Source organism: Microbacterium sp. CGR1 (assembly GCF_051062835.1).
Classification (GTDB): Bacteria; Actinomycetota; Actinomycetes; order Actinomycetales; family Microbacteriaceae; genus Microbacterium.
The window spans coordinates 231,403-257,239 of the sequence record NZ_JAOTPG010000002.1 but is presented as its reverse complement, the minus strand read 5'-3'; the positions used below and the strand labels follow the sequence as shown (position 1 = coordinate 257,239).

Below are 25,837 nucleotides of genomic sequence, written 5' to 3'. Positions count from 1 at the left end.
GGAGCATGACCGGCAGGGAACCTCCCCATTGAGAGCTGCAGATATGCCTCAGGATGCACCCCGCGTCCTGGTCGTCGACGACGACCCTGACGTCGCCCTGCTCGTCAAGACCGTGCTCGAAAGGCGGGCCGGCTGCGAGGTGGTGGTGGCCGAGGACGGCCTCTCCGCCGTCGAACGCCTCGCACGCTTCACCCCTGACGTGGTCGTCACCGACATCGAGATGCCCGGTCTCGACGGCCTCGAGCTCCTGGCGGAACTCCGTCGGAAGGATCCGCTCGTCCCGGTCATCGTGATGACCGCGCACGTCTCGGTCGAGTATGCGGTCTCGGCTCTGCGAGCGCAGGCTGACGAGTTCCTGACCAAGCCGCTCGACAACGCGCGCCTGGTCGAGGCCGTCTCGCGACTCGCCGCCGAGGGGCGCGCCCGACGAGAGGCGAACCGCTCGCCGGAGGTGATCCTCGCCATCGGGGCTCATCCGGATGACGTCGAGATCGGGGTCGGTGGCATCCTCGCCGCTCACGCGCGCGCAGGCGACTCGATCACCGTGCTGACACTCTCTCGCGGGTCACGCGGGGGAGACGCCGAGAGCCGTCAGCATGAGTCGCTGGCCTCGGCCGACATGCTGGGGGCGCGCCTCTTCCTCAAAGACCTCGTCGACACCGAGATCTCCGGAGGCGGCGCGACGGTGCGGCTGATCGAGGAGGTCGTCCAAGAGGTGCGCCCGACGATCGTCTACACGCACTCCAGCCACGACCGTCATCAGGACCACCGGGCAGTGAGCGAGGCGACGATCGCCGCCACCAGACGGGTGGGCACGGTCGCGTGCTATCAGAGCCCTTCGTCGACGATCGACTTCCGCCCGACCCGGTTCGTCCGGATCGATCAGGACCTCCCTCAGAAGCTCCGACTGCTCGAGTGCTTCGCCTCGCAGACCGCGATGCGCGACTACCTCGAGCCCGATTTCGTGACCGCCACCGCTCGATACTGGTCGCGTTTCGGCGGGGGAGTGGCTGTGGAGCCGCTCGAAGTCGTCCGCGAGACCGCCGAGTTCATCGGTGCCCACGAACTCGCCCGGCGGGAGAGCTGATGTCTGCACGCGTACTGGTGACCGGTGCGGGAGGGCCCGCCGGAGTCGCCGTGATCCGCTCTCTCCTGCGCCGCTCGGACCTCGAGGTCTTCGCCGCCGACATGGACGGCTGGGCGAGCGGCATCTACCTGGTGCCCCCGACGCATCGTCGTCTCGTGCCGCCGGGACGAGATGAGGACTTCGTGCCGGCGATCTCGCGGATGGTGGCCGAGGACCGTCTCGACCTCGTGATCTCGACCGTCGACGTCGAGCTGATCGCGCTGGCCGGCCGCCGCGATGAACTCGCTCCCGCCGTGCTCGCCGCACCTTCTCAGGACACGCTCTCGGTCGCGCTCGACAAGCTTCTGCTCGCCGAGCGCTGCGAGGCCACAGGGCGTGCTCCGCGCACGGTGCTCGCCGGGGTCGACGCCGAGTCGATCGACTGGGAGTTCCCGGTCTTCGCCAAGCCCCGTCAGGGCGCGGGCAGCCGAGGCATCCGCCTGGTGCCCGATCGTGCGGCGCTCGAGGCCCTGCCGCTGGACGAAGGACTCATCGTCCAGGACTACCTTCCGGGCGAGGAGTACTCGGTCGACGTGATCGCGGATGCCGCCGGCACCGTCGTCGCCGCTGTGCCCCGCACCCGCGCCAGGGTCGATTCGGGTGTGGCCATCGCCGGCCGCACCGTGCACGACGCTGAGCTCGAGGAGACTGCCGCCGCCGTCGCGCAGGCGATCGGTCTCGTCGGCGTCGCCAACGTCCAGCTCCGCCGTGACCGGCAGGGTCGGGCCGTGCTGCTCGAGGTCAACCCGCGGTTCCCCGGGGCGCTTCCGCTCACCATCGCGGCGGGCGTCGACATCCCTTCGCTCGTCGCGGATCTCTTCCTCGGGAGGGAGCTGCCCTCCACGATCCCCTTCCGTGAGGTCGCGTCCGTCCGCTTCCTGGAAGACATCATCGTCGAGGTCGACGACGTTCTCGTGTCCGCGCACGCCGGGCACCAGGAGGAGCTGTGACCCACGCCCTGCTACGAGGCGATCACCACGTCCACTCGACGTTCTCGGACGACGCCGTGTCGACGCTGGCCGAGAACGTGACGGCGGCAGCCACCGCGGGCCTTGAGACGCTCCGCCTCGTCGATCACGTCCGCCGCACCACCCCCTGGGTTCCCGAGTACCTCAGCGCGGTGCGCGCCCTGCACGTTCCTGAGGGTCTCACGGTCCTGACCGGCGTGGAGGCGAAGATCCTGGATGCATCGGGCGAGCTCGACATCCCCGTGCTGCCCGTGGGGATCGATCGGATCCTGATCGCCGACCACCAGTTCCCTGGGGCCGACGGGCCGCTCAGCCCGAGCGCCGTGCGAGAACGGATAGCCGCTGGTTGGGGCGCGCAGGATGCACTCGACCAGCTGGTTTCGGCCCTGATCGCCGCCATGCGCCGCCACCCGGGCAATCAGCTGGCGCACTGCTTCTCCCTCCTCCCGAAGATCGGGCTGGCCGAAGGCGACCTCGGCGCGGAACGGGTCGCCGCCTGGGCGAAGGCCGCCGCAGAGACCGACACGATGGTCGAGGTGAACGAGAAATGGGGGTGCCCCGGCATCCCCCTGCTCGATGCCCTGCGTGACGCGGGTGCCGAGATCGTCGCCTCCACCGACAGCCACGAGGCCTCCGAGGTGGGGCGCTATTCACGCGTCGCCGAGCTCCTGCGCGAGCGAGAGGTGCAGCGCTGATGCCGGAGCTCACCTGGGTCGAGACCGTCGTGGTCGTCATACTGCTGATCTGCGTGTTCGTCGGCACTCTGCCCGTCATCAACACGGGCCTGCAGTTCCTCGTGCTGCCCCTGCACGCGTTCCGCAATCACTACGGCAAGGCTGCTCCGCATCACCCCCGCATCGCCGTGCTGATCCCCGCCTGGAACGAGGGCCTGGTGCTCGGCCAGGCGATCGACCGACTGACGCAGCTGGAATATCCGGCGGATCGACTCAGGATCTTCGTGATCGATGATGCGTCGACCGACGACACCCCCGCTGTCGTGGCGGCGAAGGCCCAGGCGTATCCCGGTCGCGTCGTGCATCTGCGCCGCGAGCAGGGTGGACAGGGCAAGGCGCACACTCTGAACCACGGTCTCGAGATCGTCCTCGCGGACGAGTGGACCGAGGCCGTGCTCATCATGGACGCCGACGTGATCTTCGCGCGTGACTCGCTGCGCAAGATGAGCAGGCACCTCGCGGACGAGAAGGTCGGGGCGGTCACCGCGTACATCGCCGAGGGCAGCCGCGACCGCAACTACCTGACGCGCTTCATCGCGATCGAGTACGTGATCGGCCAGCTCTCCGCACGCCGGACCCAGAACGTGGGCGGCGCGATCGCCTGCCTCGCCGGCGGCGCGCAGCTGCACTCGCGGGCGAACCTCGAGGCGATCGGCGGTCGTATCCCCACCGGCACGCTCGCCGAGGACACCATGACCACGTTCGAGGGTCAGCTCGCCGGCCGGCGCATGGTCTTCGAGCCGCACGCGGTGGTGCTCGCCGAGGAGCCCCGCACGATCGACAGCCTCTGGAAGCAGCGACTGCGATGGGCGCGGGGCAATGTGCAGCTCACCTCGATCTATCGCAGCCTCTGGTTCCGCCGCAGCACGGTGCACAACCTGGGGAGCTTCTCGTTCGGGCTCGCCTGGTTCACGATCCTGCTCCTCCCGGCGTTCATGATCCTCGCGGCTGCGGCCCTTCTCACACTGCTGCTCCTGCACAGCGAGATCGCCGAGTTGGTGTTCCGGTTCATGTGGATCGCGGCCGCCTGCATCTACCTCTACTCGATGCTTTACTCTGTGCAGCTCGATCCACGGATCGGTCGCCAGTCGTGGCGTGAGGCACTCATGTTCCCGGGGCTCGGCGCGCTGCTGCTGATGGCGATCGCCCTGTTCCCCTGGCTCTTCGAGGCCGGGTTGAGCGAGCTCGGTCTCGCGCTTACCGATCAGACCCGGTTCACGTGGGCGGTCGTCTTCTACCTCTGGGGCCCGATCTCGATGCTCGGCATCTGGCTCGCGCGCACCGTCGAGCCGCTTCCGGGTGGACGGTTGTTCGCCGGGCTGCTGCTGTACCTGTGCGGGTACGGTTCGCTGCTCTGCGCCATCACCGTCGATTCGTACATCAAGGAATGGCGTCACGCCGACGCCGCATGGATCAAGACCGAGAAGATCGGACGGGTCGACTCATGACCGAAGCACCTTCGCGCAGCACCGAGGAGGAGGAGATCGCGACGGACGCCCGTCGCGAGAAGCGCCTCATCCCGCAGGCGCTCCTCGCTCTCGGCATCGTCGTCGTGATCGTCATCGTGCGAGAGCTGTTCCTGCGATGAGCACGCGGCCGTTGGCCCTCGTCGTCGAGGACAGCGCGGATCAGATGGATCTCCTGCAGCGGTATCTCGACCGTGAGGGATTCGACGTGTTCGCGGCGATGGACGCGGAGACCGCGATCGCCGCCTTCGCGGGGATGAACCCGGCTGTCGCGGTGATCGACCTCCTGCTTCCGGGCATCACCGGCAAGGAGTGCGCCCGCCAGGTGCAGGCGAGATTTCCCGACTGCTTCCTGATCGTGAGCTCGGTGCTCGACATCGCCGACTATCCGGATGCCGATGCGGCGCTGCCGAAGCCCATCGTCGGCGCCGACCTGCGCCAGCTGCTCCGAGGCGTGGCGCGATGACCACGACGAACGTCGTGCAGGCATCGATGGAACGGGGATGGCGGAAGTACTTCGATAATCCGACGCCTCTGATGAAGCAGGGACCCACGGCGATCGCGGTCGGGATCGCGGCGCTCCTGATGTGGGCGATCCCCGGGGTCCCCGTCACCGACGCGGTCGTCGCGATCACCGGCATCCTCGCCGTCGCCGCGGTCACCGCGCTGGCAGCAGTCCTCTCGGCTCGCGGGGTGTACGACGGCTGGGTGGTCATGCTCATCCCGATCGTCAGCATCCTCGGCATCGGCGCGCTGCGCGCAGGCACCGGCGGAGCGACCTCGCTCTTCTCGTCCCTCGTGCTCCTGCCCGTGATCTGGATCGCCGCAGCTCCCGGGCGCAAGCAGGTCTTCATCGTCGGGATGTTCACGTCGATCGCTCTCCTGATGCCGAACATCATCGATCCGCCGGAGGATTCGGCCGCCTGGCTGCGCGGCATCATCGGGCCGCTCGTGTTCGCGACGGTCGGCGCGATCGTGAACGAGCTGTCCAGACTGCAGCGGTTGCGCACGTCGCAGGCCGAGGCGCTCGTCGCCGAGCGGACCGCCGCACTGGTCGCGAACCAGGCGATGCTCGACAAGCTCAGCGCCAGCGAGCAGCAGTACCGCGGGTTGTCGGAATCGTTCGCCAGCCTCTGGAACTCGATCACCGGGCAGGCGGTCATCGCCACCGACAACTGCGGCACGATCACGGCGTGGAACCCGGGAGCCGTGCGGCTGCTGGGCATGCCCGTGCGCGAGGCACTCGCCGCGGTGCGTGTCGACCGGTTCTTCGAGCAGACAGTGCTCGCGCAGTTCGCCCCGAAGGGTGCGGAGCGCACCGAGGACGGGCTGCATCCCGGACTGCGGGCACTCTTCGAGGAAGCCGACTCGGGACTGTCGGTCGACTCGCACATCGACGTCACGACGGTCGGAGGATCCTCCGTGCCCGCGCGTATGACGGTGTCGCCCTACCAGGACTCCGACGGCTCCCGTCACGGCTACCTGCTCGTGATCACCGACGAGACCAGGGCCGTCGAGGTCGCTCGCATGAAGGACGAGTTCGTCGGCATGATCTCGCACGAGCTCCGCACCCCGCTGAGCGCGATCATCGGGTTCCTCGATCTGCTGCAGAACGACCCGGCTCAGCCGCTCACGACCGATCAGCAGGAGTTCGTCGGGATCATCGAGCGCAACGCGCAGAGACTGCTCAATCTCGTGGGTGACCTGCTCTTCACCGCTCAGGTCGAGTCCGGCAGGTTCCCCCTCGAGCGCCGAGAGGCCGACGTCGTCGAGCTCGTGCACAACGCCGTGGAGTCCGCCGGACCCCACGCACAGCGCGAGGGGATCGAGATCGTCGCCGAGGTGCCGACCGCTCCTGTGCGTCTGTCGATCGATTCGGGGCGGATCGGTCAGGCGCTCGACAACCTACTCTCGAACGCGATCAAGTTCACGGGCTCCGGCGGGCGGGTCACGGCGAGCGTGCGCATGCTCGACGGAGCGGTCGAGCTCGCGGTCAGGGACACCGGCGTCGGGATCCCGGAAGACGAGCAGGGAATGCTGTTCACACGTTTCTTCCGCGCATCGACGGCGACGCAGAACGCTGTCCCCGGGGTGGGGCTCGGGCTCACGATCACCCGGGCGATCATGCTCGCCCACGGCGGATCCATGGACGTGACGAGCAAGGAGGGCGTCGGCACCGAGTTCCGGATGCTCCTTCCCGCCGCACCTCGCACGGAAGCCATCCAGGTCGTCCGGTAGGTGCGATCGACCACCGGCCTGCTTCCTGATAGCCTGGTCGGCTCGCCATGCGGGCGGAAGGACGGCCACGCACGGTGGGATATATCGATGTAGCTGGGGTCTCGCTGACCCTCCCCGACGGCAGACCGCTGCTGGACGAAGCGACGTTCCGCGTCGGTTCCGGTTCGACGAGCGCTCTGATCGGACCGAACGGCGCAGGCAAGACGACGTTGCTCCGGATCATCCGCGGCGATCAGGCGGCCGATTCCGGTGTCGTCACGATCGACGGCGGTCTCGGAGTCATGGATCAGTTCGTCGGACACGGCGAAGCGGGCCAGACCGTTCACGAGCTGCTGGTGCGCGTCGCGCCTCGACGGATCCGGCAGGCGGCCGAAGCCCTCGAAGAAGCCGAGAACGCGCTGATCGAGCGGGACGAGCACGACACACAGATGGCGTACGCGACGGCGATCGCCGAGTACGCGGACGCCGGCGGATACGAGCACGAGACGATCTGGGATCAGTGCACGGTGGCAGCCCTCGGGGTGCCCTACGAGCGAGCGCGCTTCCGCGAGCTGACCACGCTCTCGGGAGGTGAGCAGAAGCGTCTCGCGCTGGAGGCGCTACTGCGCGGCCCCGACGAGGTGCTGCTTCTCGACGAGCCCGACAACTACCTCGACGTGCCGACCAAGCGCTGGCTCGAGGAGCAGCTGCGGCAGACCCCGAAGACCGTGCTTCTCGTGTCGCACGACCGCGAGCTCCTCGCACGCGCGGTCGACCGGCTCGTCACTCTCGAACCGGGAGGGGCCGGGGCGTCTGCGTGGGTGCACGGCGGCGGCTTCGCGACGTATCACCAGGCGCGCAGCGACCGGATGGACCGTCTCGACGAGCTGCGTCGGCGATGGGACGAGCAGCACGAGAAGCTGCGCATCCTCGTCGCGAACCTCAAGGTGAAGGCCTCGGCGAACGACGGGTTCGCCTCGAGATACCAGGCGGCCCAGACCCGTCTCCGCAAGTTCGAGGAGGCGGGGCCGCCGGAGGAGCGACCTCCTGCCCAGGAGTTCGACATGCGCCTGCGCGGTTCGCGCACCGGCAAGCGCGCGGTCGTCGCGGAGCGGCTGGAGCTCACGGGACTCATGCGGCCGTTCGACGCGGAGGTCTGGTACGGCGATCGCGTCGCCGTGCTGGGATCCAACGGCTCGGGCAAGTCGCACTTCCTCCGCCTGCTGGCCCGGGGAGGAAGCGACCCGGACTCGACCCTCGGTCACGTCACCTCGACGGGGGAGCAGCTCTCCGAGGTGGCGCACGCCGGCCGAGCGGTCCTGGGTGCACGGGTGGTGCCCGGCTTGTTCGCGCAGACGCACGCGCACCCCGAGTTCGTGGGGCGCACCCTGCTCGAGATCCTGCACCGAGGTGACGAACGGCGAGCGGGGATGCCGCGGGATGCCGCGAGCTCGGCGCTCGACCGCTACGGGCTCGTGCGTCAGGCGCAGCAGACGTTCGAATCCCTGTCGGGTGGGCAGCAGGCGCGCTTCCAGGTGCTGCTTCTCGAGCTCTCCGGGGCGACTCTGCTTCTGCTGGACGAGCCGACCGACAACCTCGACATCGAATCGGCGGAGGCGTTGGAAGACGCGCTGGCGCGCTTCGAGGGCACCGTGCTCGCGGTCACGCACGACCGCTGGTTCGCGCGGTCGTTCGATCGGTTCCTCGTGTTCGGCTCAGAGGGAGAGGTGTACGAGGCGGGCGCACCGGTATGGGACGAGCGCCGCGTCGCACGGGCCCGCTGAGGCCGACCGCTCAGGGCAGGCGGAAAGGCTCGGCCGCGAGTGCGGTCGGGTCGAGCGCCAGGTCGGCGAGGGTGGCCCCCACTCCCGGTGCGAACTTGAACCCGTGCCCCGAGAAGCCCGCGCCGACCACGATCCGTCCCCGTCGATCGAGCACGAAGGCGCTGTCGTCCGTCGAGGTGTAGGTGCAGCTGATCGGGACGGCGGATGCCGGGTCGAGGCCGGGCATCCACTCGCGCACGTAGTCGGCCAGCGCATCGGCGTGGGTGGTCAGGTGCGGGCGCGCATCGGGGTCGACGACATCGCCGACCCGGTGGAACCCGACCTTGACGCCCTCGCCCGGAGTCGGCATTCCGTACACCGTCGCCGGATAGCGGTCGGGGTCGACGTAGTGGTTGAACGACGGCCAGGCCGATCCATCGACGGGCCGGAAGTGGGCGGGCGTCTCCTCGGTGACCTCGAGTCGGGGAAGTCGGAGGCCGGGGAGGATCCTCTCGGTCCAGGCGCCCACCGTGACGACGGCGACCTCGGCGTGGATCCGCCCGTCGGCGAGCACGAGTTCGACACCGGCGTCCGTCTCATCGATCCGGGCGACCGGAGTCTCCCAGCGCACCTCGCCTCCCGCGTCGACGATGCGTCGCTCGAGTTCCCGCAGGGCGGCGGATGCTCGGGCCACGCCCGCGTCTCGGGAGAACAGCACCGGGTCGGCGAACCGCATGCCCGGCCAGCGGGACGATGCCTCGGCGGGGGACAGGATCTCGGAGTGGATGCCCCGCTCGTGGAGGCGGTGCTCGACCGAGGACACATCGAGATCGCCGTGCGTGACCAGGCCGTGCAGGCGCAGCAGAGGCTCGCCGTCGACCAGGCCGAGTGAATCCCAGCCGTTCCGCGCGCGGACGAGCAGATCGAGGTAGTGCTCCTCGTCGTAGGCGTTGTTGAAGTTGCGCGTCGCCCCGTGCGAGGCGCCTTCGCGATGCCCGCGCGCGAAGCGCTCGAACACCACCGGTCGATGGCCGCGTCTTGTGAGCTCCCACGCGGTGGCGAGCCCCATCACACCGCCTCCGACGACGGCGATCTCCACGGCATCCACCGACATACTGCCTCCCGACCTCCCTCCCAGTCTCCCAGCCGTCGGCACGTCCGCGTGCGCCCGGTAGTCTGGAGTGGTGACCATGGAGATCGAGCTCGGCCGAGGCAAGCGCGCGCGACGCGCGTACACGTTCGATGACATCGCGGTGGTGCCGTCGAGGCGCACGCGCAACCCCGAGGATGTGTCGACCGCCTGGACGATCGACGCCTTCGGCTTCGGCATCCCGGTGCTGGGCGCCCCGATGGACTCCGTCGTGAGTCCGCAGACGGCGATCATGCTGGGGCAGCTCGGCGGTCTGGGCGTTCTCGACCTCGAGGGACTCTGGACCCGTTACGAGAACCCTGAGCCGCTGCTCGCCGAGATCGCAGGCCTCGACGAGGGCCAGGCGACCGTGCGGATGCAGGAGCTGTACGCCGAGCCGATCAAGCCCGCGCTCATCACGCAGCGCCTCGCCGAGATCCGCGAGGCCGGTGTGACCGTCGCAGGCTCCCTGACCCCGCAGCGCACACAGGAGTTCTACGACACCGTCGCCGCCGCCGGTGTCGATCTGTTCGTCATCCGCGGCACGACGGTCTCGGCCGAGCACGTGTCGAGCGTCGATGAGCCGCTGAACCTCAAGAAGTTCATCTACGACCTCGATGTGCCGGTGATCGTCGGCGGCGCAGCCACCTACACGGCCGCCCTGCACCTCATGCGCACCGGCGCTGCCGGCGTGCTCGTCGGCTTCGGCGGGGGAGCGGCATCGACCACCCGCGCCACGCTCGGCATCCACGCGCCGATGGCCACGGCCGTCTCCGACGTCGCGGCCGCTCGTCGCGACTACCTCGACGAGTCGGGCGGACGCTACGTGCACGTGATCGCCGACGGCGGGGTCGGCACGTCCGGCGACATCGTCAAGGCGCTCGCGATGGGAGCGGACGCCGTCATGCTCGGTGTCGCCCTCGCCCGCGCCACCGACGCGCCCGGCCGCGGCTTCCACTGGGGCCCCGAGGCTCACCACCCGAAGCTCCCGCGCGGCCGCCGCGTCGAGGTCGGCGGCATCGGCACCCTGGAGGAGATCCTCTACGGTCCCGCTCCCGTCGCCGACGGCACGGCGAACCTGATCGGGGCGCTCCGCAAGTCGATGGCCACCACCGGATACTCCGACCTCAAGGAGTTCCAGCGGGTCGAGGTCGTCCTCGCGCCCTACGAGGCCTGAGGCTCCGCTCGTCACCGTGACTTCCCCCGCACTGTTCCCGCCGACCCTTCGTGAGGTCATGCTCCGGGGACGCTGGATCGGGATGCTCGTGCTGTGCCTGGTCGTCGCCGGCGTGTTCGCCTGGCTCGGTCAGTGGCAGCTGGAGCGCGCGATCGAGACGGACCCGCCGCCCGCCGGAGCGACCGAGCAGGTGCGTCCGCTGACCGATGTGGTCGAGCCGGGCACGTATCTCCCCGAACCGCTCGTCGGGCAGAAGGTCGAGACGTCGGGCACCTGGGTTCCGGACGACTTCCTCGTGGTGTCGAGCCGTTTCAACGACGAGGTCGAGGGGTACTGGGTCACCGGTCAGCTGCGGGTCGCCGACCGCACCTCGATCGCCGTCGCGATCGGATGGACAGCGGACCGCGCCGTCGCCGATGACGCCGTCGAGGAACTGAACGCGGGTGGGGCTGAGGCCTCGATCACCGGGCGCCTCATCTCGGACGAAGGCCCCTCGGTGCCGCCCAAGGACGACCCTCAGCGCATGGACCGCATGTCGACCGCCGCTCTGCTGAGCCACTGGCACGACATCGATCAGCTCGACGTCTATCGCCCGTATCTCGCGTCGACGACGGCTGCGGCGGGCCTGATCGACATCTCCTCGCCGGCTCCGGAGGAGCAGTCCCCGGTCAACTGGCTCAACATCTTCTACGCGGTCGAGTGGGCGATCTTCGCGGGCTTCGCGTTCTACCTCTGGTACCGGCTCGCGAAGGATGCCTGGGAGCGTGAGGTCGAGGAGTTCGAAGACGCCGTGGCGGGCCAGACGGCCTGATCCCGACGCGCGTCTGCGCGGGATCCCGTGCGCATCCGAGCGAGGATGCACGCGATATTCCACCTTCGTCAGGGGTGGTTTCCGACGTTCGGTGAGGGCTTGGTTACCAATCGGAAAACTCCGTTGAGGTTGTCCGAGGGCCTCCGTATGCTCGCTCACATGTGCGTCAGCTGAGAGCGCGCAGCCACGGTTTCACGAGAGCCGTCGCCAGACGATACCCGAGGAGACAACACAGATGATGTCCGCTCCCGACGCCGTGAACCGCGAGGTTCCGGGGTCAGATCGCAGAAGTCGGGGGCGTCTCGGCGTCCTCGCCGCCACCTGCGTCGCAGCTCTCGGCGCCAGCGCCCTGATCGCAGCGCCCGCATCCGCCGATGTCGCAGGGACGGGGGTGGTCATCAACGAGGCGTACCTCTCCGGAGGCAGCGCAGGTGCGGCGTTCACGAACAAGTTCGTCGAGCTCTACAACCCGACCGCGGCACCCGTCACTCTCGACGGACTCTCGCTGCAGTACCGATCGGCGACGGGAACCGGCGCCTCCAACGGTGTCGCGCCGCTGACCGGCGTCATCCCGGCGGGCGGCCACTACCTCGTGCAGGCCGGCAGCAACGGGGCCAACGGTGCCGCTCTGCCGACGGCCGACGCGGTGAGCACGCTCAACCCGAGCGGCACGAACGGGACGCTCGCGCTCGTGAACGGCACCGCCGCGGTCACGCTGACCCCCGGCTCGGTCACGGGCGTCGACGGGGTCATCGATGTCCTCGGCTACGGCACGTCGAACACGTTCGAGACGACGGCGGCGACGCCGCCGACCGGCAACACCGACGTCAAGTCGCTCAACCGCACCGGCGGCAAGGACACCGACGACAACAGAGCGGACTTCAGTCTCTCTGCGACCATCACGCCGCAGAACACAGGCACTGTGCCCGACCCCGACCCCGAGCCCGAGCCGACCGCCGTCTCGATCGCCGAGGTTCAGGGCACGACCGACGTCTCGCCGCTGAACGGCCAGACCGTCACGGTCGAGGGCGTGGTCACGGCCGACTACCGCACGGGCGGCTACAAGGGCATCGTCATCCAGACCCAGGGATCCGGCGGCGAGATCGACGCGACGCCCGGTGCGTCGGATGGTGTCTTCGTCTTCCTCAACGCGCTGGCTCCGACCCTCGAGATCGGAGACCTCGTCTCGGTCACGGGATCGGTCAGCGAGTACTTCGGCCAGACGCAGATCAACCCCGCGGCTCTGTCCGGCATCTCCGTGGTGCAGGCGGGCGTCGGGGTTCCTGCTCTCACGCCGCTTCCCGACTCGGTCGAGGGCGCGGACCGCGAGCAGTACGAGAACATGTATGTCGCACCCGCCGGCACGTACCGCGTCGCATCGAGCCACCAGCTCTACAACTTTGGGGCTCTCTGGCTGAACGCCGGTGCCGACCTCAACGTCAAGAACACCGAGACCGTGCGACCGGGCGATGAGGCGGCGGCTATCGCTGCGGCCAACCGCGCCAACCGCATCCTCCTCGACGACGGCTGGTCGATCCAGGTCACGAACAACGGTCACCCGAATGATCAGCCCTACTTCACCAAGGACCTCGTCGTCCGCAACGGCGACACCGTCGACTTCAGCGACAACGGGTACGTGCTGCAGTACGGCTTCGACGACTGGCGTCTGCAGCCGGTCGTGCCGATCGACAACACATCGTCCGACGAGCTGAAGGTGGGCTTCGCTGCGACGAACCCGCGCTCCGACTCGGCTCCGGCCGTGGGCGGCGACGTCCAGGTCGCGTCCTTCAACGTCTTCAACTACTTCACGACGCTCAAGAGCGAGAACTCGAACGCTCGGGGCGCGGCGAACGCGGCTCAGTTCGAGATCCAGAAGTCCAAGATCGTCGCGGCGATCAACGGCCTCGACGCCGAGATCGTGTCGCTCATGGAGATCGAGAACTCGATCAAGCTCGGTGGCTCGCTCGACGAGGCGCTGGCCGATCTGGTCGACGGACTCAACGACGCACTCGGCAGTGAGGAGTGGGACTACGTCCGCACGCCCGACGAGCTGAACGATTCGGCCACGACGGACTTCATCACCAGCGCGATCATCTACAAGAAGGATGACGTCGAGACGGTGGGCGAGAGCCTGACCGTGACCGACGAGACGGTGTGGGGCAACGCCCGCGAGCCGATCGCTCAGGCGTTCGATATCGACGGCCGCGTCGTCACGGTCGTGGCGAACCACTTCAAGTCGAAGTCGGCCCCCGAGGGCGGTGGTGCAGAGCCGGCCGACGGCCAGGGCTTCTTCAACGCTGATCGCGTGAAGCAGGCGAACTCGCTCAAGGGCTTCACCGAGGAGATCGAGCAGGCTACCGGCAGCAGCGACATCCTGCTGATCGGCGACTTCAACGCCTACGCCAAGGAAGACCCGATCGAGGTCTTCACGACGGCCGGGTGGAGCGACGTCGCTCGCGAGAAGGCTCCCGACCAGCACACCTACACGTTCGACGGCGAGCTCGGCTCGCTCGACCACGTGCTGGCGTCCCCGTCGCTGGCCGCATCGATCACGGGTGCGGGTGTGTGGAGCATCAACTCCCCGGAGTGGAGCGACCGCGGTTACGCGTTCGGCGCCACCGAGGCGGGTACGCCGTTCCGCTCCAGCGACCACGACCCGATCATCGTTGGCGTCTCGTCCGAGATCCCGCCGGTGAGCATCGACATCGTCACGATGAACGACTTCCACGGTCGGATCGAGGCCGACGGCGCTGCCGCAGGCGCGGCTGTCGTCGCGGGAGCCGTGCAGCAGTTCCGCTCGGAGAACCCGAACACGATCTTCGCCGGCGTCGGCGACCTGATTGGCGCGTCGACGTTCACCTCGTTCATCAACGACGACAACCCCACGATCGACGCACTCAACGCGGCCGGCCTCGACGTCAGCGCGGCAGGAAACCACGAGTTCGACCAGGGCTGGGAGGACCTGCGCGACCGCGTGCAGGACCGCGCGGACTGGGAGTACATCTCGTCGAACGTGTTCGTGACCGAGACCGGCGAGCCCGCGCTCGCCCCGGCCTGGGTCAAGGAACTTGACGGTGTGCGCGTCGGCTTCGTCGGAGCGGTGACCGAGGACCTCGATTCGCTCGTGTCCCCTGAGGGCATCGCGGACCTCGAGGTGCGCAGCATCGTGGACTCGGTGAACGCCGTGGCCGACGACCTGCGCGACGGAGACCCCTCCAACGGTGAGGCGGATGTCGTCATCCTCCTCGTCCACGAGGGCGCCTCCAGCGTCGAGCTGTCGAGCATCACCCCGGACTCGCCCCTGGGCGAGATCGTGTACGGGGTCGATGAGGACGTGAACGCCATCGTGTCGGCGCACACCCACCTCGCGTACAACCACGTCATCGACGGGCGCCCGGTCATCTCGGCCGGTCAGTACGGTGAGAACCTCGGCCTCATGAACCTGCAGGTCGATCCGAAGACGAAGGAACTGATCTCGATCACCAATGAGATCAAGCCCCTCACGGCGAACGGGCAGGCGCTTTATCCCGCCGTCCCCGCAGTCGCCGACATCGTCGCGAAGGCCAAGGCCGACGCCGATGTTCTCGGTGCGGTGAAGGTCGGAGACATCACTGCAGACTTCAACCGCGCTCGCCAGACGAACGGGTCGGAGAACCGCGGTGGCGAGTCCACCATCGGCAACTTCGTGGCCGACGTGCAGAAGTGGTCCACCGGCGCGGACATCGCGCTGATGAACCCGGGCGGCATCCGTGCCAACCTGACGTACGCCTCGTCGAACGCGAACGACCCGAACGGCAACGTCACCTACCGCGAGGCGGCGACGGTGCAGCCGTTCGCCAACACGCTGGTGACGCTGACCCTCACCGGCGCTCAGCTGAAGGGCGTGCTCGAGGAGCAGTGGCAGCCTGCCGGCTCCGCCCGTCCGTTCCTCAAGCTCGGCGTCTCGGAGGGGCTCGTCTACACGTACGACCCCGCCGCGGCTGCGGGCTCGAGGGTCACGTCGATCACGCTCAACGGAACCGCGATCGATCCGGCGGCGAACTACACGGTCGCAGCCAACTCGTTCCTCGCCGCGGGTGGAGACAACTTCTTCACCTTCAAGCAGGGCACCGGCAAGCGCGACACCGGGAAGATCGACCTGCAGTCGATGGTCGACTGGTTCGACGCGAACAAGACCGCGACCCCCGACCTCGCACAGCGTGCGGTGGGTGTCTCGGTCAGCGCGCCGGATGCCGACGGCTACAGCGCCGGCGACCAGGTGACGGTCGCCCTCTCGTCGCTGGCGTTCAGCGCGGGGGAGCAGGCACCCGGTGAGGTGACGCTCTCGCTCGGCGGCACGCAGCTCGCTGCAGGGGCCGTCGATCCGACGATCGTCGACACCACCGACGAGGCGGGGCGCGCGTCGCTCAGCTTCACCGTTCCCTCGGGCGTCTTCGGCGAGCAGGTGCTCACCGTCGCCGTCGCCGGCACGGGAACGACGGTGCAGGTGCCGTTCACGATCTCGGGCGAGGAGCCGGCGGAGTTCGCGGGCTCCATCGACCTCGGATCCTCGAAGGTGACCGCAGGCAAGAAGCTGAAGGTCACCGGTGAGGGGTACGAGCCGGGCGAGACCGTGACGGTCGAGCTGCGATCGAAGAAGGGTGCGGCCACCCAGGTCGGCACCGTCCAGGTCAAGGCGGACGGCACCTTCTCGACCTCGGTCACCGTGCCGAAGAGCACGCAGCCGGGCAAGTACACGGTCGCCGTCGCTCAGGCTGACGGAGACGCGGCCACGGCCACCGTCACCGTGAACCGCGCGGGCGGGATCGGCGGCATCATCGGTGACATCCTCGACTGGCTGTGGGACCTCCTGCACGGGTGGTTCTGACGCCTTCGGGCGTGTGACGCAGGCATGACAGAGGCGAAGGCCGTCGGGAGAGATCCCGGCGGCCTTCGTCGTGTGTTCGAGCGTTCGCGTGTCAGGCGGTGATGACCTCGACCTCGGCCTGCGCGAGAGCGGCGGCGAACGCGGACTCCGGGGGAGTGTCGGTCACCAGGTAGTCCGCTCGGTCGAGAGTGGTGACCTGCGCGAACAGGCGGCGACCGAACTTCGACGAGTCGGCGAGGATCGCGGTGCGCTCAGCGCGCTGGATCATCTCGGACATCATGTTCGCGTCACCCATGTTCGACGTCGAGAACCCTGCCTCGTCGATCGCTCCGACGGCGATCAGCGCCAGGTCGCAGCGGATGTCGACCTCGGGCCCCCCGGGCGTCATCGTGAACGTGACGGGCCCCGTCGTCGCCTGCGTGATCGCCCGCACGGCCCCGCCGAAGACATAGAGGTCGCGGAAGGCTGAAGGCGAGATCTCGGCAGGGATCCGCAGGTTGTTCGTGGCGATCGTCAGGTCGCGGTGATTCCGCAGGGCTCGGGCGAGAGCCAGGGTCGTCGTCCCGGCGTTGAGCATGACGACGGCGCCGTCGTCGATCAGGCTCGCGGCGAGGCGCGCGATCTTCTCCTTCTCCTCCGTCTGCATCCGCAGACGCACATCGAGCGCGCGATCCTTCAACTGCCCTTCGGCGCTGACGGCGCCACCGTGCGTCCGGATGACGACGCCTTCGCGATCGAGCTGGTCGAGGTCGCGCCGGATCGTGTCGATGGACACGTGGAAGTGCTCCGCGAGACCGCCCACGGTCACCTCTCCGATCTGCTCGACGTAGGCGGCGAGGTCGGCCTTCCGGCCCGCGGGGAGTCGTCGCTTCGGCGACGGTGCGGTTGCGTCCATGCAGTCATCTCTAGCACATGTGTGCAGAAAAGTCGGCAGACTTCGGCAGATAACGGCATCCAGTATTCCGGTCTGACCCAGGTGGTTTTCGCGGGGAAAACAGGGATACAGTCATGAAATCTGTAGTTACATGTTGGAAGTCATGCAGATAAGCGCTTGACGTTCCTGCAAATGTCGGCATAACATGGCTCAAAACCGCACGAACAAGCATCGAAGCGCGTGTGCGGCACGATCTCGAAGAGGAGAAGTGATGATCACAGTGGGGCGAGGGCGACGCATTCTGAAGCTCGCCGGCGCAGCGACAGCAGCCGTGACAGTCCTGGCCGTGGCAGGTTGCGCGGCCGGCGACAGCGGAACCGATGGATCCGATGGCGGAGACGTCACCATCGAGTTCGCACAGTGGTGGGAGCCCGAGCTCCCCGACGGTGAGTTCCGGGCGCTCATCGACGAGTTCGAAGACGCCAACCCGGGCATCACGGTCAAGCTCGTGAGCGGACCGTACGCATCGACCAAGGAGCAGCTGTTCGCGGGAGCGGCATCCGGCACCATGCCGGACGTCGTCGGCCTCGACGGCGCGTGGGTCAACGACTTCGCCTCGCAGGGCGTCATCGCCGACCTCACCGCTCTGATGAAGGAGAACGACTACGACGACAGCGAGCTGGCGAGCCAGATCCAGGTCGACGGCAGCACGTACATGATCCCGGTCGTGAACTTCGTCTACCCGATGTTCACGAACGACACGCTGCTGGCCGACGCGGGCGTCTCCGCCCCGCCGACCACACGCACGGAGTTCGCGGATGCGGCATCGAAGGTCTCGGCCCTCGGCGGCGACGTCTCGGGCTGGGTGCTCCCGCTCTCGCTCGAAGCACCGAACGGCGTGCAGAACGACGTCATGTCGTGGGTGTGGGCATCGGGAGGATCGATGCTGAAGGACGGTCAGCCCGATCTGACCAACGGCGATGTCACCTCGGCGGTCGAGTTCATCGGCGGCATGTGGGACGACGGCTCGATCGCCTCCGGTTCCTTCACCATGAAGGAGCAGGACAAGGTCGAGGAGTTCACCAACGGCCGCGTCGGCATGATGATCGACTCGCTCGCGCACATCAACCTGATCCGCGAGACGAACCCCGACCTGAAGTTCTCGATCTCGGCGCTCCCTGCCGAGGACGGCTACGACGGCGAACGGGGCATCCCTTACGCATCCTGGGGCATCGGCGTGGCCGAGAACTCGGAGCACAAGGACGCCGCGTTCAAGCTGGTCGAGTTCCTGATGAGCGAGCAGACCAACTCGGAGCTCTCGACGATGGCCAAGGCCTTCCCCGGTAACTCGAAGTCGGTCCCCGACTTCGTGAACGATGACGAGCTGTTCAAGCAGGCGTTCGACATCTACCAGGCGGGATACCCCGCGAACGAGTTCACCGGACTCCCCGTCGCCGAGGAACTGATGCGTCAGCTCGGGGAGCAGCTGCAGTCGGCCTTCGACGGGCAGCAGTCGATCGACGACGCGCTCAAGAAGGCGCAGGAGAGCTGGAAAGCGGAGTTCTGACCGCCCGCTTCCCGAATGAACGGGGTGCCGCATCGCGACCGATGCGATGCGGCACCCGACCAACCAAGGAGCCATGCTTCCCATGAGTCTGAGAACATCCGACGACACCGAGGTGATCGTCACCGGGGTCGCGATGTCGCGTCGCCGGCGGCAGCTGCGCAAGACCACCGAGTCGTACGCCTTCCTCTCGCCGACGATCATCCTGCTCTTCGTCCTGATGATCGTGCCGATCGTCATGGTGATCGGGTACTCGTTCCAGGACAACGTGATCCTGAACAAGTCGCCCGAGTTCGTCGGCATCGGCAACTACGTCGAGATCCTGTCCGATCCTCGCTTCTGGAAGGCGACCGGCAACACGATCCTCTTCACGGTGGCGAGCGTCGTGGCGCACCTGGTGATCGGTCTCGCCTTCGCGATGATGCTGAACAGCCCGCTGCTCGGCCGCTTCTCGCGCTCCTTCTTCCGGGCCCTGTACGTTCTGCCGTGGCTCTTCACGGTCGCGGTGATCGCCGTCCTGTGGCGCATGCTCCTCGCCCCGAACGGCGTCGTGAACTTCCTGCTCAACACCGACATCGAATGGCTCGCCTCGCCGCAGCTCGCGCTCGGGACCATCATCTTCATCAACATCTGGGCCGGGTACCCCTTCTTCATGGTCAGTCTGCTGGCCGGTCTCCAGGGCATCCCCAATGAGTTGAACGAGGCCGCGACCGTCGACGGGGCGGGTGCGGTGCAGCGATTCTGGAACGTCACCATCCCGCAGCTCAGGCCGATCATCATCAGCCTCGTGCTGCTCGATCTCATCTGGACCTCTCAGCAGTTCGCCCTCATCTGGATGACCACCGGCGGCGGACCGATCGACGTGACCGAGGTGCTCAGCACCTTCACCTACAAGCTCGCATTCGCGAAGTACGACTTCTCGCTCGCCGCGACCTCCGCGGTGCTGGTCCTGCTCATGTCGATGGTGCTCGCCGTCTTCTACGTCCGTCACCAGAAAGCGAGGGACTGATCATGGCTCTCACCGTTCAGAACCAGCGTCGCGTCGCCAAGACGGGCGTGATGATCGGCCTCATCCTCGGTGCCGTGTTCGCCGCGGGCCCGGTGCTCTGGATGCTCTCGAGCTCGTTCAAGTCGAACACCCAGATCTTCGAGCTCCCGCCGCGACTGGTCACCGACACGTTCTCGTTCGACGCGTACATCGCGATCTTCACGAATGCCGAGACGATGCGGTTCTTCCTGAACAGCTACGTCGTCGCGGGCTCCGTCACGGTCCTGACGCTGCTCGTCGCCATCCAGGCGGCGTACGCGTTCAGCCGCTTCGACTTCCGGGGCAAGCGCATCCTGAACGTCGTGATCGTCAGCGTGCAGGCCGTGCCGCCGATCACCCTGCTGATCCCGTACTTCGGCCTGATGGTCGCGCTCGGCCTCTACAACTCGTACCTCGGGCTGATCCTCACCTACATGGTGTTCACGCTGCCCTACGCGATCATCATGATGACCGGGTACTTCAACACCCTGCCGAAGGAGCTCGACGAGGCCGTCCGCGTCGACGGCGCAGGTTCTATGACCGCCCTGTGGCGCATCCTGGTGCCGATCTCGATCCCCGGCATCGTGTCGGTCGGCATCTACACCTTCATGATCGCCTGGAACGAGTACCTGTTCGCGCTCACCCTCACCCGCACGATCGACATGCGCACGGTGCCCATCGGCATCCAGCTGCTCATGGGACAGCACTCGTACGAGTGGAACCAGATCATGGCGATGAGCGTGCTCGGATCCATCCCCGTGCTCATCCTCTTCCTCATCTTCCAGCGGTACTTCATCAGCGGTCTCACGGCGGGGTCCGTGAAGAGCTGACGTCGCGCCGACGCATCAACGACCACCACGAAACAGGAGAATCACGTGCTCTACACCGGCAAATCCATCCTCGATGTCGCCAATGAGAACAACTTCGCCATCCCGGCGTTCAACATCAGCGACTGGGCGATGTTCAACGGGATCATGGACATCAGTGAGGAGAAGGCCGCTCCGGTCATCATCGCCATCCACCCCGATGAGGTGTCTCACATCACGACCGACCTGATCGCGGCGATGCACTCCCGCGCGCACCGTTCGAGCGTGCCCGTCGCGATCCACTGGGACCACGGCGGAAGCTACGAGCAGATCATCACGGCCATCAAGGCGGGCTTCACCTCGGTCATGATCGATGCCTCGCTGCTGCCGTTCGACGAGAACGTCGCGCTGACCCGCAAGGTCGTGGACGCTGCTCACGCGGTGGGCATCCAGGTCGAGGGCGAGCTCGGCACGATCGGCGCGAACGACAGCTACGGCGAGTCCGGTGCGGCCGAGATCATCTACACGAACCCCGCAGACGCCGTGCGGTTCGTCGAGGAGACCGGGGTCGACAGCCTCGCGATCGCGATCGGCACCTCGCACGGCCTCTACCCGAGCGACAAGAACCCCGAGCTGCGCCACGACCTGCTCGAGGAGATCAAGGCCGCGATCGGCATCCCGCTCGTGTTGCACGGCGGATCGTCCAACCCGGACGCCGAACTGCGACGCGCTGTCGAGCTCGGCGTCAACAAGATCAACATCTCCAGTGACATCAAGGTCTCGTACCACAACCGCATGCGCGAAGTGCTCGGCACGGATGAGCGCCTGCGCGAGCCGAACGCGATCCAGCCGGCGGCGCTCGAAGCCATGAAAGTCACGGCTGCTGAGAAGATCGACCTGTTCGGAGCAGACGGCAAGGCCTCGCTGTACTGAATCGGCGGATTTCGGAAGGATGATCGGCGACGTGGACAGAACGCTCGTACTCGGACTCGGCGGCACCGTCGACTACGAGCTCCGGTGGGATTCATCGGTGTTCGACAGGCTGGCGCATGCGCACGGCGTGCGGCGCCACGAGCTCACCACCACGGCGCCGATCACCGACGAACGCTCGCTGCTGGTGGCGGTGCTCGCCTTCGTCGCCTCGGGAACCGGGGCGGAGCGATTCGTCGCCTCGTCCGAGGTGATCGAGGAGTTCGTGTCGCACTTCGAGTTCGCGATCACGCTCGGCGGCACCGGGGTGCGGGCGGGGCTCGTGCTCGACGCCCTCGGCATCCCGAGCGTGCAGCACCTGGTGAGCATCGACGACAACGTCCGTCGGCTGCTCCCTGCAGGGATCTCGTACGTCTGCTCGGCGACCGAGGACACCCTCGATCCGCACCTGATCGTGCAGTACCCGGTCGGCGCGCACGTGCGCCTCACGGACGGGGACGTGCTGTCGCCCGCGCCCAATCGGCTGATCTTCGCGAACGACCCGCCCAACCGGCGGATGCTGCTCTCGGCCGATCTGCCGGCATCTCTGTCGGATGCCGGGGTCTTCCTCGTCTCGGGTTTCAACACGATGCAGGATCACGACCTGCTCGAGCAGCGGCTCATCGAGGTGCAGCGCGCGATGCAGAGCCTTCCGGGTGACGCTCTCGTCTACTACGAGGATGCGGGCTTCTACACGCGAGGCTTCGCCGAGACCGTGCGAGCCCGGCTGCTGCCGCAGATCGACGTCTACGGCATGAACGAAGACGAGCTGCAGGAGTACCTCGGCCGGTCCGTGAACCTGCTCGACCCGTCCGACGTCATCCGCGCGCTGCGTGAGGCGCACATGATCATCCCCGCTCGCGCTCTGGTGGTGCACACGCGCCACTGGGCGATCGCCGTGGGACCAGATGCGGCTCGACACCGTGCTGCACTCGACAGTGCCGTCCTCGTCGCCGCCACCCGCTATCGCGTCGGTGACGGCCTGACCGCCGCAGACGTCGACGACACCGCGGACATGCCCAGGCACGGGGGAGGGGAGGCCCTGGTCTCGGCCATCGAGGCGGCGCTGCCCGACTGTGTGGGCGTCGCGGCATTCTCGCTCGACGTCCCCACCCCGACCACCGTGGGCCTCGGAGACACGTTCGTCGGGGGCTTCCTTGCGGGAGCCGTGCGATCGAAGGAGACCGTATGATTCCCATCCTGCTGCCGCCGAACCGGCCCGCCGAGCGCTTCTACCGAGGTGGTGCACGCATCAGCGCCTTCCGAGGCGAAGACGGCGGCGCCGCGCCCCGCGAGCCCGAGGACTGGATCGGCTCGACGACCACCGTCAACGGCGAGCCCGAGCTCGGTCTCACCACGCTCCCGGACGGACGCGTGCTGCGCGACGAGATCGAGCGGGATCCGGTCGCCTGGCTGGGTGACGAACACGTCGCCCGGTGGGGAACGGACACCCGCTTGCTCGTGAAGCTCCTGGATGCCGGGCAGCGGCTGCCCGTGCACGCGCACCCGCATGACGACTTCGCGGCGATGCACCTCGGCCGAGCGCACGGCAAGGCCGAGGCCTGGTACATCCTGCAGGGCGGCACTGTGCACATCGGCCTGCGGCAGGACGTCGAGGCAGCCGATCTGTCCGCTCTCGTCGTACGACAGGACGCGACGACGCTGCTCGGTCTGCTGCATGAGATCGAGGTCGCCGCAGGAGATGTGGTCTGGGTGCCGCCGGGCGAGCTGCACGCGATCGGCGCCGGCGTGCTGCTGCTCGAGCTGCAGCAGCCGGAAGACCTGTCGATCCTTCTCGAGTGGGGAGACTTCGCGATCGACGGGGCGGCGGTCGGCCATCTCGGCCTCGGCTTCGACCTCGCGCTCGCCGCGGTCACGACGACCGCACGATCGGCCGGCGACCTCGCGTCGCTCATCTCCGCAGCCCCCGAGTCCGGGTCCGTCTTTCCCGCGGCTGCCGATGAGTACTTCCGACTCGAGCGGGTTCTTCTGCGAGGAGCAGCGGCCGTCGATCAGGGCTTCTCGATCGTGATCGTGAACGACGGCGATGTCGAGATCGGGGCGCAGCGATTCCGCCGCGGATCGACCCTGCTCGTACCGCACGCGGCCGGAGCGCTCGCGGCTACAGGCACGGGCGAACTGCTCGTGGCGCGCCCACCTGCCCCCTGACGCCGGATTCGACGCGGATTCTCCCCGGCTAGACTGGAGTCATGCCCGAACCGAAAGTCGCCAGCTTTCCGGCGATCCGTGGTGCGCTGAAGTTCTACCAGGTCGCGTCGATCATCACCGGAGTCATGCTGCTCCTGCTGGTCGCCGAGATGGTGCTGAAGTACACGCCGATCCGACTCGAGCTCTTCGCGGGAGGATCCGGCGGTCTGCTCTGGTTCGCTCCCGTCGTCGAGGGCCCTGAGGGTCTCGAGTCGACCGGCGACGGACTCAACATCTCGCTCTCGATCCTCGTCGCGCACGGCTGGTTCTACGTCGTCTACCTCTTCGCGTGCTTCCGGATGTGGAGCCTGATGCGCTGGCCGTTCCTGCGCTTCATCCTGCTCGCGCTCGGCGGCGTCATCCCGCTCCTGTCGTTCTTCATGGAGGCCGTCGTCGCCCGCGACGTCAAGGCCTACCTCGCTTCGAGGGAGGCCGCCTCGGCCTCCGCCCCTGCCACGGAAGGTGTCCGGTGACCGAACAGTCCGAGACCCAGCAGCGCCCCGCGCTCGTCGTCGACTTCGGCGCGCAGTACGCGCAGCTGATCGCCCGCCGAGTGCGTGAGGCCGGTGTCTACAGCGAGATCGTGCCGCACACCGCCACGGCCGCCGAGATCGCCGAGAAGAACCCCGTCGCGATCATCCTCTCGGGTGGTCCGTCGTCGGTCTACGAAGAGGGCGCCCCGCGTCTCGACCCGGCCGTCTTCGAACTCGGCGTGCCGACGCTCGGCATCTGCTACGGCTTCCAGTACATGGCGCAGACCCTCGGTGGTGAGGTCGCGAAAACCGGCCTCCGCGAATACGGTGCGACGGATGCCGTCATCTCGGGTGACGGCGGCACTCTGCTCGGCGGCCAGCCGGCAGAGCAGAACGTCTGGATGAGCCACGGCGACCAGGTCGCGAAGGCCCCCGAGGGCTTCGACGTGCTCGCCACGACCGACGCCACCAAGGTCGCGGCTTTCGCCAACGAGGAGCGCGGCTTCTACGGCGTGCAGTGGCACCCCGAGGTCAAGCACTCCGACCACGGGCAGCAGGTGCTCGAGAACTTCCTGCACAAGGGCGCAGGGCTCGCATCCGACTGGAACAGCGGCAACGTGATCGCCGAGCAGATCGAGCGCATCCGCGAGCAGGTCGGTGACGCTCGCGTCATCTCGGCGCTCTCGGGCGGTGTCGACTCGGCCGTCTCGACGGCTCTCGTGCACAAGGCGATCGGCGACCAGCTCACCGCGGTGTTCGTCGACCACGGGCTCCTCCGCAAGGGCGAGCGCGAGCAGGTCGAGAAGGACTACGTCGAGTCCACCGGCGTGCGACTGATCACGGTCGACGCCGCAGACACCTTCCTCGGTCACCTCCAGGGCGTCACCGACCCCGAGGAGAAGCGCAAGATCATCGGCCGCGAGTTCATCCGCGCGTTCGAGAAGGTGCAGCTCGACCTCGTCGCCGAGGCGAAGGCTTCGGGCGGCGCACCCGTCAAGTTCCTCGTGCAAGGCACGCTGTACCCCGACGTCGTCGAGTCCGGTGGTGGTGCGGGCACGGCCAACATCAAGTCTCACCACAACGTGGGCGGGCTCCCCGATGACCTCGACTTCGAGCTCATCGAGCCTCTGCGCGCCCTGTTCAAGGACGAGGTGCGCGCGATCGGTCGCGAGCTCGGCATCCCCGAGGCGATCGTCGGCCGTCAGCCCTTCCCCGGGCCCGGCCTCGGCATCCGCATCATCGGCGAGGTCACGCAGGACCGCCTCGAGATCCTCCGCGAGGCCGACGCGATCGCTCGCGAGGAGCTCACCAAGGCAGGACTCGACCAGGACATCTGGCAGTGCCCCGTCGTGCTGCTCGCCGACGTCCGCTCTGTCGGCGTCCAGGGCGACGGACGCACCTACGGGCATCCGATCGTGCTGCGCCCCGTCTCGAGTGAAGACGCGATGACCGCCGACTGGACGCGTCTGCCCTACGACGTGCTGTCCAAGATCTCGAACCGCATCACAAACGGCGTCCGCGACGTCAACCGCGTGGTGCTCGACGTGACGTCGAAGCCGCCGGGAACCATCGAGTGGGAGTGACGCAGGAGCTCCCACCGCTGTGACCTCGAACGGGCACTGACCATCAGGTCCGTGCCCGTTCGCGGTATTTCGGGC

The 25,837-nt window shown here is 67.6% G+C and carries 21 protein-coding genes; 19 read left to right on the top strand and 2 right to left on the bottom strand.

Annotation, left to right across the window (positions count from 1 at the left end):
* Positions 1–43: 43 nt before the first annotated feature.
* From OD997_RS16135 to OD997_RS16100, 8 genes are all read left to right on the top strand, one after another.
* Positions 44–1,087, top strand: coding sequence for a response regulator (locus OD997_RS16135; protein ID WP_056508349.1), 1,044 nt, complete (start codon positions 44–46; stop codon positions 1,085–1,087).
* Complete coding sequence (locus tag OD997_RS16130; RefSeq protein WP_434332594.1) at positions 1,087–2,076, top strand: ATP-grasp domain-containing protein; 990 nt, start codon at positions 1,087–1,089, stop codon at positions 2,074–2,076. The genes OD997_RS16135 and OD997_RS16130 overlap by 1 nt, the downstream gene beginning before the upstream one ends.
* Positions 2,073–2,789 carry a PHP domain-containing protein gene (locus OD997_RS16125; RefSeq protein WP_434332593.1) on the top strand — a complete coding sequence of 239 codons (717 nt, stop codon included), beginning with the start codon at positions 2,073–2,075 and terminating at the stop codon, positions 2,787–2,789. Before OD997_RS16130 ends, OD997_RS16125 begins: the two co-directional genes overlap by 4 nt.
* Positions 2,789–4,276, top strand: a complete 1,488-nt coding sequence (locus OD997_RS16120) for a glycosyltransferase family 2 protein (RefSeq protein ID WP_434332592.1) — start codon at positions 2,789–2,791, stop codon at positions 4,274–4,276. Before OD997_RS16125 ends, OD997_RS16120 begins: the two co-directional genes overlap by 1 nt.
* The gene (locus OD997_RS16115) at positions 4,273–4,416 is read left to right on the top strand and encodes a hypothetical protein (RefSeq protein WP_434332591.1); all 144 of its coding nucleotides are present in this window, start codon (positions 4,273–4,275) and stop codon (positions 4,414–4,416) included. Before OD997_RS16120 ends, OD997_RS16115 begins: the two co-directional genes overlap by 4 nt.
* Positions 4,413–4,760, top strand: a complete 348-nt coding sequence (locus OD997_RS16110) for a response regulator transcription factor (RefSeq protein WP_434332590.1) — start codon at positions 4,413–4,415, stop codon at positions 4,758–4,760. Before OD997_RS16115 ends, OD997_RS16110 begins: the two co-directional genes overlap by 4 nt.
* Positions 4,757–6,532 (top strand): sensor histidine kinase, encoded by a 1,776-nt coding sequence (locus tag OD997_RS16105; protein WP_434332589.1) that lies wholly within the window; start codon positions 4,757–4,759, stop codon positions 6,530–6,532. Before OD997_RS16110 ends, OD997_RS16105 begins: the two co-directional genes overlap by 4 nt.
* A gap of 74 nt (positions 6,533–6,606) precedes the next feature.
* Entirely contained in the window at positions 6,607–8,295 is a 1,689-nt protein-coding gene (locus OD997_RS16100; RefSeq protein ID WP_434332588.1) for an ABC-F family ATP-binding cassette domain-containing protein, read from the top strand.
* 10 nt (positions 8,296–8,305) lie between these two features.
* Here the strand turns inward: OD997_RS16100 and OD997_RS16095 are convergent, their stop codons facing one another.
* Entirely contained in the window at positions 8,306–9,388 is a 1,083-nt protein-coding gene (locus OD997_RS16095; protein WP_434332587.1) for an FAD-dependent oxidoreductase, read from the bottom strand.
* A gap of 76 nt (positions 9,389–9,464) precedes the next feature.
* Here OD997_RS16095 and OD997_RS16090 point away from each other — a divergent pair, with 76 nt between their 5' ends.
* From OD997_RS16090 to OD997_RS16080, 3 genes are all read left to right on the top strand, one after another.
* Complete coding sequence (locus tag OD997_RS16090) at positions 9,465–10,580, top strand: GuaB3 family IMP dehydrogenase-related protein (RefSeq protein WP_056309199.1); 1,116 nt, start codon at positions 9,465–9,467, stop codon at positions 10,578–10,580.
* A 58-nt stretch (positions 10,581–10,638) separates the two neighbouring features.
* On the top strand, positions 10,639–11,391 hold the full coding sequence (locus tag OD997_RS16085) for an SURF1 family protein (protein ID WP_434332944.1): 753 nt from the start codon (positions 10,639–10,641) through the stop codon (positions 11,389–11,391).
* A gap of 235 nt (positions 11,392–11,626) precedes the next feature.
* Positions 11,627–16,258 carry an ExeM/NucH family extracellular endonuclease gene (locus tag OD997_RS16080; RefSeq protein WP_434332586.1) on the top strand — a complete coding sequence of 1,544 codons (4,632 nt, stop codon included), beginning with the start codon at positions 11,627–11,629 and terminating at the stop codon, positions 16,256–16,258.
* A 91-nt stretch (positions 16,259–16,349) separates the two neighbouring features.
* Here the strand turns inward: OD997_RS16080 and OD997_RS16075 are convergent, their stop codons facing one another.
* Positions 16,350–17,153 (bottom strand): DeoR/GlpR family DNA-binding transcription regulator, encoded by an 804-nt coding sequence (locus OD997_RS16075; protein WP_434332585.1) that lies wholly within the window; start codon positions 17,151–17,153, stop codon positions 16,350–16,352.
* Positions 17,154–17,403: 250 nt separating this feature from the next.
* Here OD997_RS16075 and OD997_RS16070 point away from each other — a divergent pair, with 250 nt between their 5' ends.
* The 8 genes from OD997_RS16070 (at position 17,404) to guaA (ending at position 25,762) form a co-directional block, all read left to right on the top strand.
* Positions 17,404–18,699, top strand: coding sequence for an ABC transporter substrate-binding protein (locus tag OD997_RS16070; protein ID WP_434332584.1), 1,296 nt, complete (start codon positions 17,404–17,406; stop codon positions 18,697–18,699).
* Between the two features lie 82 nt (positions 18,700–18,781).
* On the top strand, positions 18,782–19,705 hold the full coding sequence (locus OD997_RS16065) for a carbohydrate ABC transporter permease (protein ID WP_434332583.1): 924 nt from the start codon (positions 18,782–18,784) through the stop codon (positions 19,703–19,705).
* Positions 19,706–19,707: 2 nt separating this feature from the next.
* Positions 19,708–20,553, top strand: coding sequence for a carbohydrate ABC transporter permease (locus OD997_RS16060; protein ID WP_434332582.1), 846 nt, complete (start codon positions 19,708–19,710; stop codon positions 20,551–20,553).
* A 45-nt stretch (positions 20,554–20,598) separates the two neighbouring features.
* On the top strand, positions 20,599–21,462 hold the full coding sequence (locus OD997_RS16055) for a ketose-bisphosphate aldolase (RefSeq protein WP_210097225.1): 864 nt from the start codon (positions 20,599–20,601) through the stop codon (positions 21,460–21,462).
* 31 nt (positions 21,463–21,493) lie between these two features.
* Positions 21,494–22,690, top strand: a complete 1,197-nt coding sequence (locus tag OD997_RS16050; protein WP_434332581.1) for an ADP-dependent glucokinase/phosphofructokinase — start codon at positions 21,494–21,496, stop codon at positions 22,688–22,690.
* Entirely contained in the window at positions 22,687–23,667 is a 981-nt protein-coding gene (locus OD997_RS16045; RefSeq protein WP_434332580.1) for a class I mannose-6-phosphate isomerase, read from the top strand. The genes OD997_RS16050 and OD997_RS16045 overlap by 4 nt, the downstream gene beginning before the upstream one ends.
* 41 nt (positions 23,668–23,708) lie before the next feature.
* Complete coding sequence (locus tag OD997_RS16040; protein ID WP_434332579.1) at positions 23,709–24,179, top strand: DUF3817 domain-containing protein; 471 nt, start codon at positions 23,709–23,711, stop codon at positions 24,177–24,179.
* Entirely contained in the window at positions 24,176–25,762 is a 1,587-nt protein-coding gene (gene guaA / locus OD997_RS16035; RefSeq protein ID WP_434332578.1) for a glutamine-hydrolyzing GMP synthase, read from the top strand. Before OD997_RS16040 ends, guaA begins: the two co-directional genes overlap by 4 nt.
* The last annotated feature ends 75 nt before the right edge of the window (positions 25,763–25,837 follow it).

Excerpts from the sequence above, each read along its gene's own strand:
- OD997_RS16135 (WP_056508349.1), top strand. The coding sequence starts at position 44 with ATGCCTCAGGATGCACCCCGCGTCCTGGTCGTCGACGACGACCCTGAC.
- OD997_RS16130 (WP_434332594.1), top strand. The coding sequence starts at position 1,087 with ATGTCTGCACGCGTACTGGTGACCGGTGCGGGAGGGCCCGCCGGAGTC.
- OD997_RS16120 (WP_434332592.1), top strand. The coding sequence starts at position 2,789 with ATGCCGGAGCTCACCTGGGTCGAGACCGTCGTGGTCGTCATACTGCTG.
- OD997_RS16115 (WP_434332591.1), top strand. The coding sequence starts at position 4,273 with ATGACCGAAGCACCTTCGCGCAGCACCGAGGAGGAGGAGATCGCGACG.
- OD997_RS16110 (WP_434332590.1), top strand. The coding sequence starts at position 4,413 with ATGAGCACGCGGCCGTTGGCCCTCGTCGTCGAGGACAGCGCGGATCAG.
- OD997_RS16105 (WP_434332589.1), top strand. The coding sequence starts at position 4,757 with ATGACCACGACGAACGTCGTGCAGGCATCGATGGAACGGGGATGGCGG.
- OD997_RS16095 (WP_434332587.1), bottom strand. The coding sequence starts at position 9,388 with ATGTCGGTGGATGCCGTGGAGATCGCCGTCGTCGGAGGCGGTGTGATG.
- OD997_RS16090 (WP_056309199.1), top strand. The coding sequence starts at position 9,465 with ATGGAGATCGAGCTCGGCCGAGGCAAGCGCGCGCGACGCGCGTACACG.
- OD997_RS16085 (WP_434332944.1), top strand. The coding sequence starts at position 10,639 with ATGCTCCGGGGACGCTGGATCGGGATGCTCGTGCTGTGCCTGGTCGTC.
- OD997_RS16080 (WP_434332586.1), top strand. The coding sequence starts at position 11,627 with ATGATGTCCGCTCCCGACGCCGTGAACCGCGAGGTTCCGGGGTCAGAT.
- OD997_RS16075 (WP_434332585.1), bottom strand. The coding sequence starts at position 17,153 with ATGGACGCAACCGCACCGTCGCCGAAGCGACGACTCCCCGCGGGCCGG.
- OD997_RS16070 (WP_434332584.1), top strand. The coding sequence starts at position 17,404 with ATGATCACAGTGGGGCGAGGGCGACGCATTCTGAAGCTCGCCGGCGCA.
- OD997_RS16065 (WP_434332583.1), top strand. The coding sequence starts at position 18,782 with ATGAGTCTGAGAACATCCGACGACACCGAGGTGATCGTCACCGGGGTC.
- OD997_RS16060 (WP_434332582.1), top strand. The coding sequence starts at position 19,708 with ATGGCTCTCACCGTTCAGAACCAGCGTCGCGTCGCCAAGACGGGCGTG.
- OD997_RS16045 (WP_434332580.1), top strand. The coding sequence starts at position 22,687 with ATGATTCCCATCCTGCTGCCGCCGAACCGGCCCGCCGAGCGCTTCTAC.
- OD997_RS16040 (WP_434332579.1), top strand. The coding sequence starts at position 23,709 with ATGCCCGAACCGAAAGTCGCCAGCTTTCCGGCGATCCGTGGTGCGCTG.